This window comes from Anaeromyxobacter terrae, from assembly GCF_022690685.1.
In the GTDB taxonomy this organism is placed as follows: domain Bacteria; phylum Myxococcota; class Myxococcia; order Myxococcales; family Anaeromyxobacteraceae; genus Anaeromyxobacter; species Anaeromyxobacter terrae.
Genome location: NZ_JALCYY010000081.1, coordinates 1 through 18,721, shown reverse-complemented (window position 1 = coordinate 18,721; position 18,721 = coordinate 1). Strand labels below are relative to the sequence as shown.

17 protein-coding genes and 1 pseudogene are annotated in these 18,721 nt (G+C 73.3%); 5 read left to right on the top strand and 13 right to left on the bottom strand.

The genetic code is table 11. The features are described 5' to 3' along the window. Both MNY62_RS23090 and MNY62_RS23085 read left to right on the top strand, forming a co-directional pair. On the top strand, window positions 1–646 hold a 646-nt coding region (locus MNY62_RS23090), incomplete at its 5' end, for an HNH endonuclease (protein ID WP_242346695.1). Window positions 647–930: 284 nt separating this feature from the next. Then, complete coding sequence (locus MNY62_RS23085) at window positions 931–1,515, top strand: alpha/beta hydrolase (protein ID WP_242346694.1); 585 nt, start codon at window positions 931–933, stop codon at window positions 1,513–1,515. Window positions 1,516–1,661: 146 nt separating this feature from the next. Here MNY62_RS23085 and MNY62_RS23080 read toward each other — a convergent pair whose 3' ends face one another. Both MNY62_RS23080 and MNY62_RS23075 read right to left on the bottom strand, forming a co-directional pair. Further along, on the bottom strand, window positions 1,662–2,888 hold the full coding sequence (locus MNY62_RS23080) for a class I SAM-dependent rRNA methyltransferase (RefSeq protein ID WP_242346693.1): 1,227 nt from the start codon (window positions 2,886–2,888) through the stop codon (window positions 1,662–1,664). Then, complete coding sequence (locus MNY62_RS23075) at window positions 2,885–4,219, bottom strand: radical SAM protein (RefSeq protein WP_242346692.1); 1,335 nt, start codon at window positions 4,217–4,219, stop codon at window positions 2,885–2,887. The genes MNY62_RS23080 and MNY62_RS23075 overlap by 4 nt, the downstream gene beginning before the upstream one ends. A gap of 334 nt (window positions 4,220–4,553) precedes the next feature. Here MNY62_RS23075 and MNY62_RS23070 point away from each other — a divergent pair, with 334 nt between their 5' ends. The 3 genes from MNY62_RS23070 (at window position 4,554) to MNY62_RS23060 (ending at window position 7,717) form a co-directional block, all read left to right on the top strand. Further along, window positions 4,554–5,192 (top strand): sigma-70 family RNA polymerase sigma factor, encoded by a 639-nt coding sequence (locus tag MNY62_RS23070; RefSeq protein WP_242346691.1) that lies wholly within the window; start codon window positions 4,554–4,556, stop codon window positions 5,190–5,192. 22 nt (window positions 5,193–5,214) lie between these two features. After that, the gene (locus MNY62_RS23065) at window positions 5,215–6,045 is read left to right on the top strand and encodes an anti-sigma factor family protein (protein WP_242346690.1); all 831 of its coding nucleotides are present in this window, start codon (window positions 5,215–5,217) and stop codon (window positions 6,043–6,045) included. Between the two features lie 115 nt (window positions 6,046–6,160). Continuing rightward, window positions 6,161–7,717 carry a response regulator transcription factor gene (locus MNY62_RS23060; protein ID WP_242346689.1) on the top strand — a complete coding sequence of 519 codons (1,557 nt, stop codon included), beginning with the start codon at window positions 6,161–6,163 and terminating at the stop codon, window positions 7,715–7,717. Here MNY62_RS23060 and MNY62_RS23055 read toward each other — a convergent pair whose 3' ends face one another. From MNY62_RS23055 to MNY62_RS23005, 11 genes and pseudogenes are all read right to left on the bottom strand, one after another. Further along, window positions 7,718–8,032: an STAS domain-containing protein gene (locus MNY62_RS23055; protein WP_242346688.1), complete on the bottom strand. Its 315-nt coding sequence runs from the start codon at window positions 8,030–8,032 to the stop codon at window positions 7,718–7,720. It abuts the gene before it with no gap. A gap of 122 nt (window positions 8,033–8,154) precedes the next feature. Continuing rightward, window positions 8,155–8,490, bottom strand: coding sequence for a hypothetical protein (locus tag MNY62_RS23050; protein ID WP_242346687.1), 336 nt, complete (start codon window positions 8,488–8,490; stop codon window positions 8,155–8,157). A 58-nt stretch (window positions 8,491–8,548) separates the two neighbouring features. Next, window positions 8,549–8,758: a glycine zipper domain-containing protein gene (locus MNY62_RS23045; RefSeq protein WP_242346686.1), complete on the bottom strand. Its 210-nt coding sequence runs from the start codon at window positions 8,756–8,758 to the stop codon at window positions 8,549–8,551. Window positions 8,759–8,942: 184 nt separating this feature from the next. Continuing rightward, window positions 8,943–10,544 (bottom strand): murein biosynthesis integral membrane protein MurJ, encoded by a 1,602-nt coding sequence (gene murJ / locus MNY62_RS23040; RefSeq protein ID WP_242346685.1) that lies wholly within the window; start codon window positions 10,542–10,544, stop codon window positions 8,943–8,945. A 52-nt stretch (window positions 10,545–10,596) separates the two neighbouring features. Then, window positions 10,597–11,733, bottom strand: coding sequence for a hypothetical protein (locus tag MNY62_RS23035; protein WP_242346684.1), 1,137 nt, complete (start codon window positions 11,731–11,733; stop codon window positions 10,597–10,599). A gap of 9 nt (window positions 11,734–11,742) precedes the next feature. Continuing rightward, window positions 11,743–12,288, bottom strand: coding sequence for a tetratricopeptide repeat protein (locus MNY62_RS23030; protein ID WP_242346683.1), 546 nt, complete (start codon window positions 12,286–12,288; stop codon window positions 11,743–11,745). Beyond that, the gene (locus tag MNY62_RS23025) at window positions 12,285–13,049 is read right to left on the bottom strand and encodes a type III pantothenate kinase (RefSeq protein ID WP_242346682.1); all 765 of its coding nucleotides are present in this window, start codon (window positions 13,047–13,049) and stop codon (window positions 12,285–12,287) included. Before MNY62_RS23025 ends, MNY62_RS23030 begins: the two co-directional genes overlap by 4 nt. A 60-nt stretch (window positions 13,050–13,109) precedes the next feature. Next, window positions 13,110–14,099 carry a biotin--[acetyl-CoA-carboxylase] ligase gene (locus MNY62_RS23020; RefSeq protein ID WP_242346681.1) on the bottom strand — a complete coding sequence of 330 codons (990 nt, stop codon included), beginning with the start codon at window positions 14,097–14,099 and terminating at the stop codon, window positions 13,110–13,112. A gap of 13 nt (window positions 14,100–14,112) precedes the next feature. After that, entirely contained in the window at window positions 14,113–14,949 is an 837-nt protein-coding gene (gene nadC / locus MNY62_RS23015) for a carboxylating nicotinate-nucleotide diphosphorylase (protein ID WP_242346680.1), read from the bottom strand. 9 nt (window positions 14,950–14,958) lie between these two features. Further along, a complete protein-coding gene (locus MNY62_RS23010; protein WP_242346679.1) occupies window positions 14,959–18,114 on the bottom strand; it encodes a valine--tRNA ligase in 3,156 nt (1,051 codons plus the stop codon). Window positions 18,115–18,194: 80 nt separating this feature from the next. Continuing rightward, window positions 18,195–18,721: pseudogene (locus MNY62_RS23005) on the bottom strand (response regulator); the annotation flags it as partial.

Sequence of the window (18,721 nt, the reverse complement as noted above, 5' to 3'; positions counted from 1 at the left end):
GCCGGTGCCCGATGCGCGCTCGACGTCGCCTGCCACGCGCGAGGTCGAGAGCGAGAGGCCGAGGCGCAGGCCGGAGACCGTGGCGGTCACCGAGAGCCACTGGTCGCTCCGCGTCACCCTCGACCGCGCCTGCAAGGAGGACCTCGAGACGCTCCGGTGCCTTCTCTCGCACAAGATCCCGGACGGCGACCTGGCGGCGGTGCTCCGCGAGGCGATCCGCTGCGGCATCGAGAAGCACGGCAAGCGCAAGGGCGCGGTGGCGGCGGAGCGAAAGACGAAGCGCCCGGAGCCGACGGCGGCGACGTCCCCGGAGGCGACCTCCACGATCCCGGCGATAGTGCGCCGCGCGGTGTGGAAGCGCGACAGCGGGCGCTGCGCCTGGGTCGGTCCGGACGGGTGCCGCTGCAGCAGTCGCTGGAAGCTCGAGCTCGACCACATCCAACCCGCCGCGCTCGGGGGGCCCTCGACGATCGACAATCTACGGCTCGTCTGCCGAGCTCATAACCTGCTTCACGCTGAGAGGATCTTCGGACGCGAGCACATGGAGCGCTTCCGTGGCACCCCGGGCCACCGGCCGACGCCGCAGGAACGCGGCGGCGTCGCGCTCCCGCGTTCCGTCCTGCAGCTGGGGATGTGGGCGCCGTGAGACTTGCGCGCGCCAACGAAGGACGAGTGACGCGCTGGGCACGGACGGCCTCGCGCGCCGGAGCGACCGCTCTCCAGCTGCGGTCGGGCCGAGCGTCGCGGCGCCGCGCCTCCGCCAAGCGTTCCGGACTGCGCGCTGAGTCGCTCGTCGAACGGCAATCGCGAGCACGGGTCGCATCCCCAGGATGTGATGAATGAGGGCGCAGAACACGGCTAAACGACAGCGCGATTCGCGTCACCGTAAGTGATCGCGAATCGCGAACTGTCGTTTAGAATTGCCTCCGCATGGTCATGACCGGCCAGTTCCTGGAGCGGCCCGCGCTCGTGGACGCAGAGGGCGTCGTCCTCGAGGCGCTCTATCACCGGGGATCACGGCGGCCGGCGCTGCTCGTCTGCCCGCCGCTCGGCGCCGGCGGCATGGACGCGCCCGCCGTGGCCGAGCTCGCATGGGCCGCAGCGCGCGCGGGCCACCCGTCCCTTCGCTTCCAGCACCGGGGCATCGGCGCCTCGCAGGGCACACCCGATCCCGCACGCGCGCTCGACGACGCCGTCGCCGCGCTGCGCCACCTCACCGAGACGGTCGGCGGGTCGATCGCGCTCGCGGGGGTGGGATCCGGCTGCGAGACCGCGCTCGCCCTCGCCGAGGCGCGTCCCGAGCTCGCGCGGCTCGTGCTGGTCGCCCCCGAGCGCGCGCTGCGCGCGAGGGCCGGCGCGCGCCTGCTCGTCCTCGTCCCGGAGCACGACGCGCGGGTCTCGGCGGAGGACTGCGAGGGAGCGCGGCTGGAGCAGGTGCCGGAGGCCGACGCGCTCTTCGGAACGGGGCTGCCCGCGCTGGGCCGGAGGGCGGTGGAGTGGATCGGGAGGGGATGACGGCCCCGCCGGTACCCGACCTCGACCCCGACCCCGACCCCGACCCCGACCCCGACCCCGACCCCGACCTCGACCCCGACCCCGACCCCGACCCCGACCCCGACCCCGACCTCGACCCCGACCTCGACCGCGACCTCGACCCCGCCCTACCCCACCCGCCTCAGCACGAGGCACTTCAGATACCGCCCCTCCCGGAACTGCAAGGACACCGGGTGGTCCGGCGTCTGCCGCGTCTCCTCGACGAGCTGCAGCTCCAGCTTTGCCTTGTACGCCGCCTCCTTCACCGCCTCGGTGAACTGCTCGGCGGACACGCGCGCGGAGCAGCTCGCGGTGACGAGCAGGCCGCCCGGCGCGAGCACCGCGAGCGCGGCGCGGTTCAGGGACGCGTAGCCCGCGAGCGCGGCGTCGACGGCCTTCTGCGACTTCGCGAACGCGGGGGGATCGCAGACGACGAGGTCGAACCGGCGGCCCTCCCGCTTGTAGCGGGCGAGCAGCTCGAACGCGTCCTCGGAGGCGAACGCGTGGTCGGCCGGATCGAGGCCGTTCGCGCGGAAGTTCTCGCGCGCGAGCGCGATGGCGTCCTTGTCCACGTCCACGGACACGACGTGGCGCGCGCCGCCGAGCGCGGCCGCGACGGAGAAGCCGCCCGTGTAGCTGAACAGGTTCAGCGCCTCGGGCCGGCCCTTCGCGAGCGCCCGCACGCGGCGGCGGTTCTCGCGCTGATCGAGGAAGTGGCCGGTCTTCTGCCCGCGCCGCACGTCCACGAGCACCTGCATCCCGTGCTCGTCGTAGGCGATCCGCTCCGGCGGCTCCGCGCCCCAGAGCACGCGGCCCTGCGGCGCCCCCGCGTCCGAGTCGTCGAGATCGTCGCGCGGGATCTCGTCCCGGCCGTACACGCCGGCGAGCTCCTCGGCCTCCGCCCGCAGCGCCTCCACGATCGCGCCGCGGTGGGGGGTGAGGCCGGCGGAGTAGAGCTTCAGCACCGCGAAGCGGTCGTAGCGATCCGCCACGACGCCCGGCAGCCCGTCCGACTCGCCGTGGACGAGCCGGAAGCCGGTCGTGCCGTGGACGAGCTCGCGCCGGAGCGCGATCGCGCGCGCGATCCGGCGGCGCCAGAAGGTGGCGTCGATCGCCTCGGCCGGCTCGCGCGTCAGGATCCGGACCGAGATGGCGGAGTGCGGATCGTAGTAGCCGCGCGCGACGAACCGCCCCTCCTCGGTGACGTCCACGATGGCGCCGGCCGGGAGCCCCTTCGGCGCCCGCTCCACCGCCTTGCGGAACACCCACGGGTGACCCGCGCGCAGATGGCGCGCGAGGTCCTTGCGCAGCTCCAGCTCCGCCTCGCCGCGCACCGCGCTCCCGACTGCCCTCATCGCGCCTCCGCCCGGCCGCGCCTCGCGCGCCGGCCCGTGCGCGCGCGCTCCTCGCGCGCGCGTGAGAAGTTCCCGACGACGAGCCCCGGCCGCGCCGCCTTCAGCTCGGCCACGAGCCGCCGGATCCCGATCGCGCGGCCCGCCCCGCCGCGCCCGCGCGCGATCTCCGCGTAGACGTCCGGATCGAGCGCGAGCGGCCGGGTCTGCACCTGGTCCACCCGCGTCTCCGCGACGAGCCGGCAGAGCCGCTCCGCCTCGCCCTCGCGGTCGGTGACGCCCGGGAACGTGAGCAGGTTCAGGGCCACGTAGGCGCCCTTCGCCTTCGCGACGCGGATCGAGCGGACGACGTCCTCGAGGCCGTAGCCGCTCGGGCGGTAATACGCAGCGTAGAGATCGGGCGACGCCGAGTTCGTCGAGATCCGCACGGAGTCGAGCCCGGCGTCGCACAGCTTCCCGAGCGCGTCGGGGAGCGAGCCGTTCGTGTTCGCGTGCAGGGAGCCGCGGCGGGTCTCCGCCCGGACGCGCCGGAGCGCCCGCTCGATCTCCTTCCAGCGCGTGAGCGGCTCGCCCTCGCAGCCCTGGCCGAAGCTGACCATCACGCGCCCGGTCGCGCGGGCGAGGTGGCGCAGGGCCACCTCCGCCATCTCGTCCGCGCTCGGGGCGCGCGGGATCCGCTCGTGGCTCGACGGGGGCATCCCCTCCTGCTGCTCGGAGAGGCAGCCCACGCAGGAGGCGTTGCACGACGCCGAAGCGGGGATCGCCCCCTCGTCGCGGGCGTAGAACGTGTTCTGCGCGGTGAAGCAGCGCCACTCGAGCGCGCAGCGCGCGAGCTGCCGGTAGATGGGGTTGTCCGTCTCCTCGAGCGTGCGATCGACGAGGTCGGGGAGATCCTCCGTCGAGTGCGCGGTCGGGCTCCAGTGGCTCCGGCGATCCGTATGGAGGGCCCACGCCACCGGCCCGCGCGCGCCGAGCGCCGCGGCGGTGTACGCCCATTGCGGGAGGATCGGCGCCTCTCCGGTCGTGGGGAGGGCGGCCCGGGCCGCGGCGGGCAGGAACGTCCTCGTGTACCCGGGGGGCAAGGTGGCGCCCACGGCGTGCGGCTTCACCGTCTTGCGCCCGATCTTGACCTCGTGGAGGACGAGCGGGTCACCCGTCGCCGGATCGATGCCCACGGGCCGGCGGCCGGGGAGCATGCAGAGCGACGCCCCCTCCGGCAGGTCGAGCGGCCGCTCGCGCGTCGCCAGGATCTCGTCGCCGCTGCGCACGGCGGCGTCGAGGTCGGGGTGGTCGTAGACGTTTCCGCGGTCGTCCGCGAAGAGAAGCTTCGGCATGCGGGTTCTATCTAAGCGCCGCGCGCGGCATCGCCCGAGCGGAGGCCGCGCTGCGGCCCGCGGGTCATATCACGCAGCTGGCGGGCCGGGCGCCCGTCTCCGCGCCCGAGCCTCCAGACCGGCTCGCGCCTCGGAGGCATGCGCGCCCCGCCCAGGTCCGATTAGAATTCGCGGGTCCTTTCCGTCATCTCGACTGCATGCACCCCTGGCGTCCGGGCGTGGGGGTGAGGCGCGGGAATCGTTTCGACCGGTTGCTCGTTCCCTGGGTCGTGGTACGAGGGAAGCGGAGCACGGACGAGCGGAATAGAACCCGGGTGGGAGACACGAACCCCTGATGTTCGATCTGAGACAGACCGATCTCACGCGTGGCGAGTTCGAGGAGCTCGCGCTCAAGCACCTCGACCCGCTCTACTCCGCGGCCCTCCGGCTCACCAAGAACGACCGCGACGCGGAGGATCTCGTCCAGGACACGTTCCTGCGGGCCTACCGGTTCTTCGAGAAGTTCGAGCGGGGAACCAACATGAAGGCCTGGCTGTTCAAGATCCTGACGAACACCTTCATCAACCGCTACCGCCGGTCGGTGAAGGAGCGGAACATCGTCGAGGGATCGGAGCGCGACGCCGTGCACGAGCGGTTCGTGTCGAGGGAGGCGGCGGAGTTCGCAGCGAACCCCGAGCAATACTTCTTCGACCGGCTCCTGTCCGACGACGTGCTCAAGGCCGTCGACTCGCTCCCCATCGACTTCCGGCTCGTCGTGATCCTCGCGGACCTCCAGGAGTTCTCGTACAAGGAGATCGCGGAGATCCTCGACGTCCCGGTCGGCACGGTCATGAGCCGCCTGTACCGCGGGCGGCGCCTCCTCCAGAAGGCGCTCGCGAGCTACGCGGTGGTCTCGGGCGTGCTCCAGGACGTCGGGGAAGGCGGCAGCATCGACCTCGAGACGTACCGGAAGCGCCGCGGCAAGTCGGCGTAAGGCTCCCCGGCGGAACGCGCCCATGGCGATCGAACCCACGCTCATCGCGGCCCTCGAATGCAGCGACGTCGAGCGCTCGGTCGATCCGTACCTCGACCGCGAGTTCGACGAGCGTGAGCGGTCCGAGATGGACGTCCACCTCGCGGCGTGCCCGCGCTGCCGCGCGCTCGTCGAGCGGCAGGCCCGGATGCGCGCCGCGCTGCGCGCGAAGCTCCGGGAGGCGCTCGGGGACGACGCGCCCTCGGGCCGCGCCCCGCCCGCGCTCCGCAACCGCATCGAGGGTGCCCTCGCGCGCCGCCGCCGGCCGCTCTGGCGCCGCGCCTTCGCGCCCATCCCGATCGCCACCCTCGCGGCCTGCGTCGCCGGCGTGCTGCTCGTGCTCTGGCTCGATCCGCTCGGCCACGGCAACACCGCGCTGCTGGAGGACGCCATCCGCAAGCACCACCGCGAGCTCCCGCTCGAGGTGACCTTCACCGATCCCGAGAGCGGCATCCCGGGCTGGTTCGCCGGGAAGCTCGACTTCAACCCTGCCCCTCCGCGCTTCCGCGCCGCCGGCGTGCAGGTGCTGGGCGCGCGCCTGTCGCACATCGGCGCGTGGCCGGCCGCGTACATCCGGTACCAGCTCCCCCGCGGCCAGGCCGGGCTGTTCATCGTCGACGATCCCGACGGCCGGTTCGACGCGTCCGGGCGCGAGGTGAAGATCGGACCGCACAAGGTCAAGATCGCCAACGCGCGCGGCTACAACGTGGCGGTCTGGCGTCAGGACGAGATCGTGTACTCGCTCGTCTCCGACCTCGACGAGGGCCAGCTCTTCGAGCTCGTGCAGACCGCGCAGGCCGACGCCGGCCGGTAGCGGCGACCCCGGCCGCGCATTTTGATCCGCGCCCGGGCTGGGGTAGAGTTTCCCCAGACTTTTCCGCGCGGTTGCCCCATTGCCGCGCCCCGTCCCGCCCCTCCCGGAACGCGCGATGCCCACGAAGATCCTCCTCATCGAGAACGACGCCGCCCTCGCGTCGACGCTCACCGACGCCCTAGAGGCCGAAGGCTTCGAGGTCCGCGCCACCGGCGACGGCAAGGAGGGGCTCGATCTCGCGCGCGAGTGGGAGCCGCGAGCCGTCGTGCTCTGCGTCGAGCTCCCGGGCATGAGCGGCTACCTCGTCTGCCAGCGGCTCAAGAAGGACGACGCGCTGAAGGCGATCCCGCTCGTGCTCACGAGCGCCGAGGCGACCGAGGAGACGTTCGAGAAGCACCGCGCGCTGAAGGTCCGCGCCGACGAGTACCTCTTCAAGCCCTACGCGCCCGAGGCGCTCGTGGACGCGGTGCTGCGCGTCGCCGGCGCGCCGGATCCGGCGCCGGAGGACGACATCCCGCGCCCGCAGGACGACGACCTCGGCGAGGAGGAGCTCGTCAGCCTCGAGGACGCGATGGGGCTCGAGGCGCTCCCGAACGAGCCGGTCGAGGACCTCCCCGCGCTCGACCTGTCGGCGCTCCCGGACGAGCCGGTCGAGAGCGCCCGGGGTGCGCGCGCAGGCCTGGACGACGAGCTGCGCCTGCTCGACGACGCGTTCGAGGAGCTCGCCCACCCGTCCGCCGGCGCGGGCGAGGACGGCGAGGCGCTCGAGCTGGAGCTCGGGCTCGCGCCGCCCGACGAGGGCGAGCCGTTCCGCCTCGACGACGACCTCCCGCCGCCGGCGGCCGGCGCGCCCGCGGACGACCGGGCCGCCGAGCTCGGGCTCGACGCGCTCTCCGACGAGTCGGACTCGCTGCCGCTCCCCCCGGACGACGGAGACGGCCTGCCCTTCCCTTCCCGCGACCGCGCGCGCTCGTCCCCGGAGGACGGCGCGCCGGCGCGGCCGACGACGCAGCGCCCGGTCCGCGGCGCGAGCGCCGATCTCCTCCGCGCGGCGGGCATCCCCCTCCTCGACGACGATCTCCCCGCGCCGGAGCCCTCTGGCTCCGCCACCCGCGCGGCCGCGGGACGGCTCGAGCGCGAGCTCGAGGACGCGCGCGCGCGGACCGCCGACGCGGAGTCGGCGCTCGCCGGCGCGCGCGAGAAGATCGACGCGCTCTCGGCGCAGGCCCGTCGTGCCGAGGGCGAGGCCGCCGAGGCGCGCCGGCGCGCGGCGGACGCCGAGCGCCGCGCGGAGCTGGCCGAGGCCGAGGCGCGGCGGAAGGGCGAGGAGGCCGCCAAGGCCTCCGGCGCGATCGCCCGCGCCGAGGCGCTCGAGCGGGAGCTCGAGGCGCTCCGGACCGACCTCGTCGTCGCGCGCGGCGAGGCCGAGGGTGCCCGCGGTGAGGTCGAGAAGCGCACCGTCGAGCTCCGCAGGCGCGTGCAGGAGCTCGAGGCGGGGAACGCCAAGAACGAGGAGCGCGTGCTCCGCGCCTACCAGAAGATCAAGGGCGACGAGAAGGTGCGCGACAAGGTGCGCAAGGCGCTCGCGATCGCCGCGCAGCTCCTCGAGGAGGGCGCGCCGGCCGAGACGGGCGCGAAGGACCCGCGCGCCGCAGCCACGGCGCGCGAGTGACTACCCCAGCGCCTCTTCCTCTCCGTGAAGCTCCCTGGGGAGGGGGAGATCGAGGCCGAAGTAGCGGAGCATCCGCTGCTGATGGCGCGTGAGGCCGCGGACCTGGAGCCGCGCCCCGCGCTGCGCGAGATCGCTCGCGACCGCGGCGAGGCCGAAGTCCTGGCAGTCGCGAACCTGCGAGAAGTCGACGACGAGCTCGTCGCCCGAGGGGATCTCGCCGAGCCAGCCGGTGAGGCGCGACGCCGCCTTCCCATCGAACGTTCCACCGATGCGGATGACCAGCTCCCCGTGCGCGCCCCGCGTCACGTCCATCATCTCGTTCACCTCGCGATTGCGAGCCTCTAGGGTGTGACCGCCCTCCCGGACGGTCAACCGGCGACCCCAAGCGAGCTCGCGCTGCGACGCGGTCTCGCGCATCGCGCGCTCACGCGGCGGAGCTAGTGCGTCTCGGCTCCAGAGATGTCCTGCGGCATCTCGCCCTCACCGCCGCTCGCGGCACGAAGCGCACCGAGCGCGGCGCCGATCGCGAGCAGGTTCGTCGGCGAGAGCGCGGCGCGGGCCGCCGCCTTCACGAACGGGCGCATGACGGGCCACAGTCCGCCGCCGAGCACGAAGCCGGCCGCGGCCGCGACGCCCAGGACGGCCATCGGCCTCTCCTGCATGTGCCGCTCGAGCTCGACCTGGTCCGCGAACCGCGTCACCGCGTCGCGCGCCTGCCGGGTCACCGACTTCAGCGTCTCGCCGACCTCGTCCATGTCGTCCATCGCCGCCATGCCCCCCACCTCCCTCGTCCCTCGGTCGTCCATCGGATCACTCACACGCTGCCCCGGCTCAGGTCCGCGACATGAGCCGGCCGAGCACGAAGCCGAGCCCGGCGGCGATCGCGATCGCCGCGACCGGCCGCTCGCGCGCGAAGTTCCGGACGATCTCGCCGGCGTCTTCCGCGTACCCGCGCAGCTCCTCGATGCGATCCTGCACGTCCTGTGCGATGTCGCCCGCACCCTGCCTCATGTGCGGGGCGCTGCTGCCGCCGTTCTCCATGTGCCGACCTCGGGGGTAAAGGGGTTCCTCTCGGCAAGGTAGGCAACGTGCCGGACGCGCCAAAGCCCCGCGGAGGCGATGGCGGCGGTCCGAACGGGCGTCCGTCCCGGTGACCGGCGAATCCCCGGGCTTGCCCGCGCGGGTGCGGGGCCTGTCGGTGAAGGTCGCGCGCGGCAGCCCGGCTTCAGCGACCGGGAGCGCGACGGCGGCGAACGGCGCCGAGGAGCTCGGTCAGCTCGGCGATGCCGAGCGCGCGCGCGACGGCGAGGTAGGCGAGGCCGCCGGCGGCGACCGGGACGAGCCCGAGCACGAGCTGCCGCGAGAGCCCGCCGCCTGGACCGAGCAGGCGGCCGAGCCCCTGCGCGGTCGCCCACGCGACGACGCCGAGCACGACGGTCGCCACCAGCACGCGGGCGAGCTGGGCGGCGATCCCGACGCCGCCGAGCCCGCCGTGGCGGCGGCGCCAGGCGAACGCGAGCACGAGGAAGTTCACGCCGGCGGCGATCGACGTCCCGAGCGCCACGCCGCGGAAGCCGAGCACCGGCCAGAGCGTCACGTTGAGCACCACGTTCGACGCCATCCCGAGGACGCTGCCGACGACCGGCACGCGCGCCTCGTCGAGCGCATAGAACGCGGGGGCGAACACCTTCACGCCCGAGTACGCGTAGAGCCCGATCGCGTAGAACACGAGCGCCTGCGCCGTCGCCGCCGTGTCCTCCGGGCGGAACCGGCCGTGCTCGTAGATCATCGAGATGATGGGGCGCGCCAGGACCGCGAGCCCCACCGCCGAGGGCACGTTCAGGAACGCCACGTGCCGCATCGCCGCGCCGAGCGTCGCCTTCACCGCCGGCATGTCCCGCGCGGCGGCGCGCTGCGCGACCCCGGCGCCCGCGACCGTGGCGATCGCGACGCCGAACACGCCGAGCGGCAGCTGCATGAGGCGGAAGGCCATCTGCAGCCAGGTGTTCGCGCCCACCTGGTGCGAGGCGAAGATCGTGTTCACGAGGATGTTCACCTGGGTCGCGGAGAGCCCGACGACCGCGGCGCCCATGAGCCGGCCGATCCGGCGCAGCCCCGGGTCGGCGAGCGCGTCGCGCGCCAGGGTCGGCCGGATCCGGAAGCCGAGCGCGTGGAGCGCGGGGAGCTGCGCGCCGAGCTGCATCACCCCGCCCACCATCGTCCCCACCGCCCAGCCCACCACGGCGCGCTCGGGCGGCCAGCCCGCCGCCCACAGCCCGAGCCCCACGGCGATGGAGCCCACGTTGAAGAGCGCGGGGGCGATCGCGGGAGCGGTGAACCGGCTCTGCGCGTTCAGCATCCCCATCGCGACCGCCGCGAGCGACACGAGGAGCAGGAACGGCATCATGATCCGCGCGAGCAGCGCGGCGAGGCCGGACGCCTCGAGCCCGGGCGCGATCGTCGCGACGAGCCCGTCGGCGAAGAGGACGCCGAGCGCCGTCAGGATCCCCACCGCGAGGAGCACGAGCGCGACGAGGGCGTTGGCCAGCCGGTAGGCGGCCTCGCGGCCGCGGTTCCGGTGGGCGTCGGCGAACGCCGGCACGAAGGCGGAGGAGAGCGCCCCCTCCGCGAAGAGGTCGCGCAGGAGGTTCGGGATCCGGAACGCGACGACGAAGGCGTCGGAGAACCGGTTCGCGCCGATGAGGATGGCGAAGAGCTGGTCCCGCGCGAGGCCGAGGACGCGCGAGATCATGGTGGCGCCCGAGAGCCACAGGGCGCGACCGACGCGCACGGGCGCGGCCGGGGTGGCGCCCGGGGGCGCGTGCATCGGTTCTTTCATCGGGGGGTCGTCGTTCCAACGGGGGCTGCGCGTCGCAGCCCTAGTGCTTGCCCATCGCCGGGCCGCGCGCGGCGGCCTCCTTCTTCATCATGAAGGCCTTCGCCTGCGCCTGGATCGTCTGCGGGACGTTCCGGTCCCGGGCGAGCTCCTTGATGTCCTTCTCCTGCAGCGTGTACATCATCTTCAGCGCCGTCGGCAGCGGCACCTTCGGGTTCTTCACGAGCGAGATCTTGATGGCGTAGGTCCGCGTGAACTCCCGGTTCGAGTAGATGTACCGGAGCACGTCCACGCTCACCGTCCGGGAGTTGGCGAGGCCCAGGATCTCGCCGTCGGTGATGCGCGGGCTCGTCGCGGCCGCCATGCAGACGAGCTTGTTCGAGTCGCGCAGGAGGAGCGTGCGCGCCTCCTTGTTGCCGAGGGTGGCGAGCTTGATCTTCTCGGCCACCGACATGCGCATGATCCGCTGCGTGATGTTGAGCTTCTTGTTCGCGTCCTCCGCCGTCTCTGCGGCCGCGCCCTCCGCCCGCTCCTGGGCGAGCTCCGCGCCGTAGTCGCGCATCAGGGCGGCGGCGGTCTCGACCGGCTCCGGGGCCCTGGCGGACGGGTCCACGCCGTGGATGCGCACGTGCGCCGCGACGAGCTGCGGGACGTCGAGCAGCGTGAGGCCGTTCCGGACGCAGAAGTCGCACGCTCCGTCGATCGTCGAGGCGAGCGCGTTCGGGTTCCGGCACAGGGCGCGGATGATCTCGTCGCAGCGCAGGAGCCTGAGCTCGTTCTGGCGGACGATGTCGACGAGCCGCTGGGAGACGGAGTCGGCGAGGCGCGCCACGGTCGCGTCGGGCGTCGCCGGGTTGAGGAGCACGAGCTCGAGCGCGGGTTCCTTGCCGGCGAGCCGGTCGGCGAGCCAGTCGAGGACCTGTCCCGGGAGGCCCTCCCCGCGCAGGGCCACGCCCCAGAGCTTGTCGGGGAGCCCCTCCGCCGTCCGCTGCGCCGTGCCTGCGACGGCGGCGTCGCCGTCGAACGAGAGGAAGTAGAGGAGCGTGACGAGATCGCCGGGCGCGACGGCGGGGACGAGCCCCTTCGCGCCCATCATCCGCAGCGCCGGCGGCGCCTTCTCGTCGGCGTGCTTCTGGAGCGGCTTCGGCAGCGTGTCGAGCGGCAGCGGGCACCCGGGCATGGCGGGCTCCTAGGGCGCTTCCGGCGTCTCGGGCGGCGCGCCGAGGGCGATCGGCGACAGCTCGTAGACCGGCGCGTGGCGCCGGCGCCAGCGGTGGCGCAGCTTGCCGAGCGTCCGGTTGAGGGGGTTCTTGCGGGAGAGGAACGGCAGCACCGGCGCGCTGCGGCTGCCGAGGGCCTCCCGCGCGGCGAGGAGCCGGGCGTCGCGGGGCCACAGCTCGAGCCCCCGAGCGATCGCGCGGATGGAGCGGTCGCGCTGGTTGAGGGCGAGGTGCACCCGCGCCACGTTGAGCAGGAGCTCGGGGTCCGGGCCCGAGGCGCGCACCGCCTGGTCGCACAGCGCCACGCCGAGGTTCGAGTTCCGCTCGACGAGGACGAGGGTGACGCCGTACCAGGACATCGGCCGCGGCGCGCGCGAGTCTCGCCGGTACGCGCGCCCGAAGGCGACGTGGGCCGCCTCGACGTCGCGGGCCGCGAACGCAGCGAGCCCCTCGTCGAGCGCGGCGTCGCCCGCCGGCTCGGGCGCGGCCGGTGCGGGTGGGGCGGGCTCCGTCACCGGTTCCGCTCGTGCAGGATGCGGAGACCGTCGAGCGTGAGGTGCTCGTCGACCTCGGTGATCGTCTTCGAGACGCCGGCGATGAGCGCGGCGAGGCCGCCGGTGGCGACCACCTTGGGCCCGAAGCCCAGCTCCTCCGCCATCCGCGCGCAGATCCCGTCCACGAGGCCGACGTAGCCGTACACGAGGCCGCTCTGGATGGACGCGACGGTGTTCTTGCCCACCACGTGCGGCGGCTTCTGGAACTCGACGCGGGGGAGCTTCGAGGCGTGCCGGAACAGCGCGTCCATCGAGATGGCGATCCCCGGGCAGATCGCGCCGCCGAGGTACTCGCCCTTCGGCGAGACGGCGTCGAACGTGGTGGCCGTCCCGAAGTCCACGACGATGAGCCCGCAGCGCCAGCGCTCGTACGCGGCGACCGCGTTCACCACCCGGTCGGCGCCGACCTCGCGCGGGTTCTCGTAGAGGATGGACATCCCCGTCTTCACGCCCGGGCCGACGAAGAGCGGCTTCACCTTGAAGTACCGGAGCGACATCTGCTCCAGCGTGAAGGCGAGGGGCGGCACGACGCTCGAGATCGCCACCGCCGTCACGGCAGTGGGGTCGAGCCCGACCGCCGCGAAGAGCTGGCGGACCAGGATGCCGTACTCGTCGTACGTCCGCGTGTGGCTCGTCTCGACCCGCCAGTGATGGCGGAGCGAGGCGCCCTCGTAGGCACCCAGGACGGTGTTGGTGTTGCCGACGTCGATGGCGAGCAGCACGGCCCGAGCCTAGCGTCGCCTCCCCGGCGGGGTCAACGCGGTCGCGCGCTTCTTCCACCGCTATCGCGGCCGGAGCAAGGCCACGTCGCCCGAGAGGATCCGCTCCACGCCCGCGCGGCCGCGCACGAGGAGCGCGCCGGTCGCGTCGATGTCCTCGGCGACCCCCGCGATCTCGCGGCCCTCCGTCTTCACGGTCACCTCGCGGCCCAGGGTGACCGAGCGCTCGCGCCAGGCCTCGCGGATGACGCCGAAACCCTCCTCCGCGTGTCGATCGAGCCAGTCCTCGAGGGCGGTGAAGCACGCGGCCGCGAAGAGCGCGCGGGGCGCCGGGGTGCGGCGCTCGATGGCGAGGCTCGTCGCCTCCCCCCGCAGCTCCTCCGGGAAGTCCTCCGGCCGGGCGTTCACGTTGACCCCGACGCCGATCACCACCCAGTGGACGCGGTCCGGCTCGGCGGCGAGCTCGGTGAGGATGCCGGCGAGCTTCCTCCCGGACGCGAGGATGTCGTTCGGCCACTTGATCCCCGCCTCCACGCCCGCCTGGCGGACCGCCTCGCACACCGCGATCGACGCGACGAGCGTCAGCTCGGCCGCGCGGGCGGGCGGCAGCTCCGGGCGGAGGATCGCCGAGAAGTAGAGGTTCCGGCGGGGGGGCGAGACCCACTCCCGGCCCCGGCGCCCGCGGCCGGCAGTCTGCGCCTCGGCCACGACGATCGTCCCGTGCTCGGCGCCCGCGTCCGCGAGCTCCTTCGCGCGGTCGTTCGTCGAGCCGAGCTCCTCGTAGCAGTGCAGCTCCCGCCCGAGGTCGTGCGTGTTGAGCAGCGGCCGGAGCTCCAGGGCGGTGAGCCGGTCGGGGACCTCCGCGAGCCGGTACCCGCGCGCGGGCACCGCGTCGATGCGGTAGCCCTGGGCGCGCAGGGCGTCCACGTGCTTCCAGACTGCGGCCCGCGTGAGGCCGAGCTTGCCGGAGATGGCCTCGCCCGAGACGAACTCGTCGCCCGCCTCCGCCAGGAAGGCGAGCACCAGCTCCTCGCTGTTCGAGGCCTCCGCCATGCGCGCGGAAAAGCTACGCGAGCTCGAACGAGATGTCGACCGCCCGGGCCGAGTGCGTGATCGCGCCCATCGAGACGAAGTCGACCCCGGTCGCGGCGACCCGCGGGAGCCGCTCGAGGGTCATGTTACCGCTCGCCTCGAGGAGGACGCGGCCGTTCGCGCGGCGGACGGCCTCGGCCATCGCGGCGTCGTCCATGTTGTCGAGCAGCACGATGTCCGCGCCCGCCGCCACGGCCGCCTCGAGCCCCGGGAGGTCGACCACCTCGACCTCGATCTTGAGCAGGGCGCCGGCCTGGGCGCGGGCCCGGCGCACCGCCTCGGCCACCCCGCCGCAGGCGGCGACGTGGTTGTCCTTGATGAGGATGCCGTCGCCGAGGGCGAAGCGGTGGTTCTTGCCGCCGCCGGACCGCACGGCCGCCTTCTCGAGCATGCGCCAGCCCGGGGTGGTCTTGCGCGTGTCGAGGAGGCGCGTCCGGGTGCCGCCGGCCGCGAGGGCGTCGACGCAGCGGCGCGTCGCCGAGGCGACCCCGGAAAGGCGCTGCAGGAAGTTGAGCGCGGTGCGCTCGGCGGAGAGGAGCGCGCGCACCGAGCCCGCGGCGACACCGACCACCTCGCCGCGCGCGGCGCGCGCCCCGTCCGCCCGATCGAACCGACACTCGGCCCCGAGCCGCTCGAAGATCCGGACGGCGACGGCGGTCCCGGCGAGGGTCAGCTCCTCCTTGACGAGGAACTTCCCCTCCCCCATCGCAGCCGGGTCGATCGTGGCCTCGCTGGTCACGTCTCCGAGGAGCAGGTCCTCCTCGAGCGCGAGATCGACGAGGCGCTCCGCGTGGGCCGAGAGCAGAGGCATCCGCGGGTGCTACTTCTTGCCGCGCCGCGCCGCCGCCTTGCGCGCGCCCTTCTTCGCGGCCGTCTTCCGCGCTGGGGCCTTCACGACGCGCTTCGCCGCGGCCTTCTTGCCGCCGCGAGCCGCCGCCTTGCGGGCAGGGGCCTTCTTCGCGGCCGCCTTCGCGCCACGCACGGGCTTCGCGGCGATCTTCTTGGCGGCGGTCTTCTTCGCCCCCTTGCGGGCCGGGCGGCGCGCCGGCTTCCTCTCCTTGCGGAGCCCCTCGATGCCGGAGACGACCGCGCTCGACGCGGCCTTCGCGATCTCCGTCGCGGTGGCGACCACCTTCTCGACCGCCCCGGCGACCGCGGTCTGCACCTGACCGGCGGCCTCCTGCACGGCCGCGGCCGGCGTGGACGGCGACTCCTCGGTCACGGGCTTCTGCTCGTTCTGGTTCTCCATGGATTGCCTCCTCGTGGAAAGCGTCTCGGAGCCCGAGAGCATTGCACGATGCGCTTCGAGCTTGTGCTTTTTTTCACGGAGCTCGACGAGCCGCGCGCGGTCCTTCTCGACCACCTCCGCCGGCGCCTTCGCGACGAAGCTGGGATTGTCGAGCTTCCTCCCGACCGACGCGAGGTCCTGGTCCAACTTGGCGATTTCCTTCTCGATTCTGGCCGACTCCGCCGCGAGATCGATCGCGCCGGCGAGGCCGACGCGGACCTCGAACCCGGCGCCGACCGCGACCGCGCTCTGCCCGCGCTTCGCCGGGGCAGCCCCCTCGGAGAGCACGCGCGCGTCCCTCACGTTGGCGAGCCGGTGAATGCGGCCGAGCTCTTCACGAACGGTGGCCTCGGCCTCCGGCGCGAGGGAGCCGATCTCGACGTCCTCGAGCACGACCTTGAACGGGATGTTCATCTCCCCGCGAATGTTGCGGATCGCGTCGATGATGCCGATCACCGGGCCGAACCCGCGCTCGGCGCCCTCGTCCACCTCCGCCGCGCGCGGGTAGCGCGCCGCGAGGATGGAGTCCGGCCAGCCGTCGGCGCCGACGCGCGCGCGGAGCACGTGCCAGAGCTCCTCGGTGATGAACGGCATGAAGGGATGCAGCAGGAGGAGCGCCGTCTTGAGCGCGTGCGTGAGCGTCGCCTGCGCCGCCGCCTTCTTGCCGGCGTCGTCGCCGTAGAGCGCCTCCTTCGCGAGCTCGATGTACCAGTCGCAGAGCTCTCCCCACACGAACTGGTAGACCGTGCTCGCCGCCTCGTTGAAGCGGAACCCCTCGAGCGCGGCGACCGTGTCGTTCACCGCGCGCTGCGTGCGCGCGAGGATCCAGCGGTCGGCGGGGGTCATCGCGAGCTTCGTCGGGTCGACGTCGCGGTGGACGTGGCCCTCGAGGTTCATGAGCGCGAAGCGCGTCGCGTTCCAGAGCTTGTTCGCGAACGCGCGATAGCCCTCGATGCGGTCCTTCGCGAGCTTGATGTCGCGCCCCTGCGCGGTGAGCGCGGCGAGCGTGAAGCGGAGCGCGTCCGCGCCGTACTGCTCGGTGATGACGAGGGGATCGATCACGTTCCCCTTCGTCTTCGACATCTTCTGGCCCTTCTCGTCCCGCACCATCGGGTGCAGGTACACCGTCCGGAAAGGCACCTCGCCCATGAAGTGGATGCCCATCATCATCATCCGGGCGACCCAGAAGAAGATGATGTCGTGCCCCGTCTCCATGACCGACGTCGGGTAGAAGGTCTCGAGCGTCTTCGTCCGGTCCGGCCAGCCCATCGTCGAGAACGGCCACAGCGCCGACGAGAACCAGGTGTCGAGCACGTCCTCGTCCTGGCGGAGCTCGGGCTTGCCGCAGACGGCGCAGGCGGACGGCGCCTCGCGCGCGACGGTGACGTGGCCGTCCGGGCAGTACCAGGCCGGGATCTGGTGACCCCACCAGAGCTGGCGGCTGATGCACCAGTCGTGGATGTTGCGCATCCACGCCATGTACGTGTTCGTCCACTGCTCCGGGATGAAGCGCGTCCGTCCCTCCTCCACCGCCTCGATCGCCGGCCGCGCGAGCGGCTCGATCTTCACGTACCACTGGTCGGAGAGGAGCGGCTCGAGCACGGTCTGGGAGCGCTGGCAGCGGCCGAGCGGGAGCACGTGCGGCTTCGTCCCGCGATCGAGCCCCTTCTCGGCGAGGATCCGCTTCACCTCCTCGCGCGCCTCGAAGCGATCCCGGCCGGCGAGCGGCCCGGCCGCCTCGGTCATCCGCCCGTCGAGCCCGATGACCGTGATCTGCTCGAGCCCGTGGCGCTTGCCGACCTCGAAGTCGTTGAAGTCGTGCGCGGGCGTGACCTTCACGGCGCCGGTGCCGAACTTCGGATCGACGAGGATCGCGTCGGCGACGATGGGGAACTCGCGGCCCGTGATCGGGTGACGGACCTGCTTGCCGACGAGCGCCCGGTAGCGCTCGTCGTCCGGGTGGACCGCGACGGCGGTGTCGCCGAGCATGGTCTCGGGCCGCGTCGTCGCGACGACGATCTCGCGGAGCTCGCCCACGGGCTCCACGAGCGGATACGCGAAGGACCAGAGCTCGCCCGGGTGCGCCTCCTCGTGCTCGACCTCCAGGTCGGAGAGCGCGGTGCGGCAGTCGGGGCACCAGTTGATGAGCTTCTTCTCGCGGTAGACGAGCCCCTCCTCGTGGAGGCGCACGAAGACCTCGCGCACCGCGCGGGAGGACCGCTCGTCCATCGTGAACCGCTCGCGCTCCCAGTCGAGCGACGCGCCGAGCGCCTCGTGCTGCTCGCCGATGCGCGAGCCGAAGCGCTCCTTCCACGCCCAGACGCGCCGGAGGAACTCCTCGCGGCCGAGGTCGTGGCGGCTCACCTTCTCGGTCTTCTTGAGCTCCTTCTCCACGATCATCTGCGTCGCGATGCCCGCGTGGTCGGTGCCGGGGAGCCAGAGCGTGTTGAAGCCGCTCATCCGCTTCCAGCGGATGAGGACGTCCTGCAGCGTCGCCGTGAGCGCGTGGCCGAGGTGCAGGGAGCCGGTCACGTTCGGCGGCGGCAGCACGATCGAGAACGGCGGGCGCGTGCGGTCGTTCTCGTCGCCGTGGAAGTAGCCGCGCTCCAGCCAGAAGGGATACCAGCGGGCCTCGACCTCGCGGTGCTCGTAGCCCTTCGCGAGCTCGGTCCGGTTGTCGTTCTCCATGACGTCTCGATTCGCCCTCCCGCCCGGCGTGCGGACGGGAGGGCCAGAGTGGTGGTCCTTGCGGGGATTGCGCCGGGCGCTCAGCCCTGGCGCGACTTCACGAGGCGGTCGAGGTTCTCGCGGATGATCGTCTCCGCGAGCTCGGGTACCACCTCCCATACGATGCGCTCGATGACCTCGCGGGAGGCCTTCGAGAGCGCGTCGCGGAGCGCCGCCTCGCCGCCGTCGGCGGCGGCTGCCGCGGCGGGCGAGTGGCCCGTCGTGGCCGCCGGCGGAACGAACTCGTGCATCGGGGCGAGCACCGGCCCGCGCGCCTCGTCCGGCGGCAGCTCGATCGGCGCGGGCGCGCGCGGCGGCGCGTCGAACCCGAGGCCGAGATCGAGCGGCTCGGAGCGCGCCGCCCCCTCGCCCATCTCGACGTCGCTCCAGTCGTCGTCCCCGCGCGGCGCGACGGGCGCGGGCTTCGCGGGCGTCCCGAAGCCGAAGGGATCCTTGCGCGCCGCCGGCGTGGGGGCGGGCTGAGCGGCGACGGGAGCGGGCCGGGCCGGCTGGACCGGTGCGACCGGGCGGGCCGAGGGCGGCGGCGCGCCCGGGAAGGGTGCCGTCG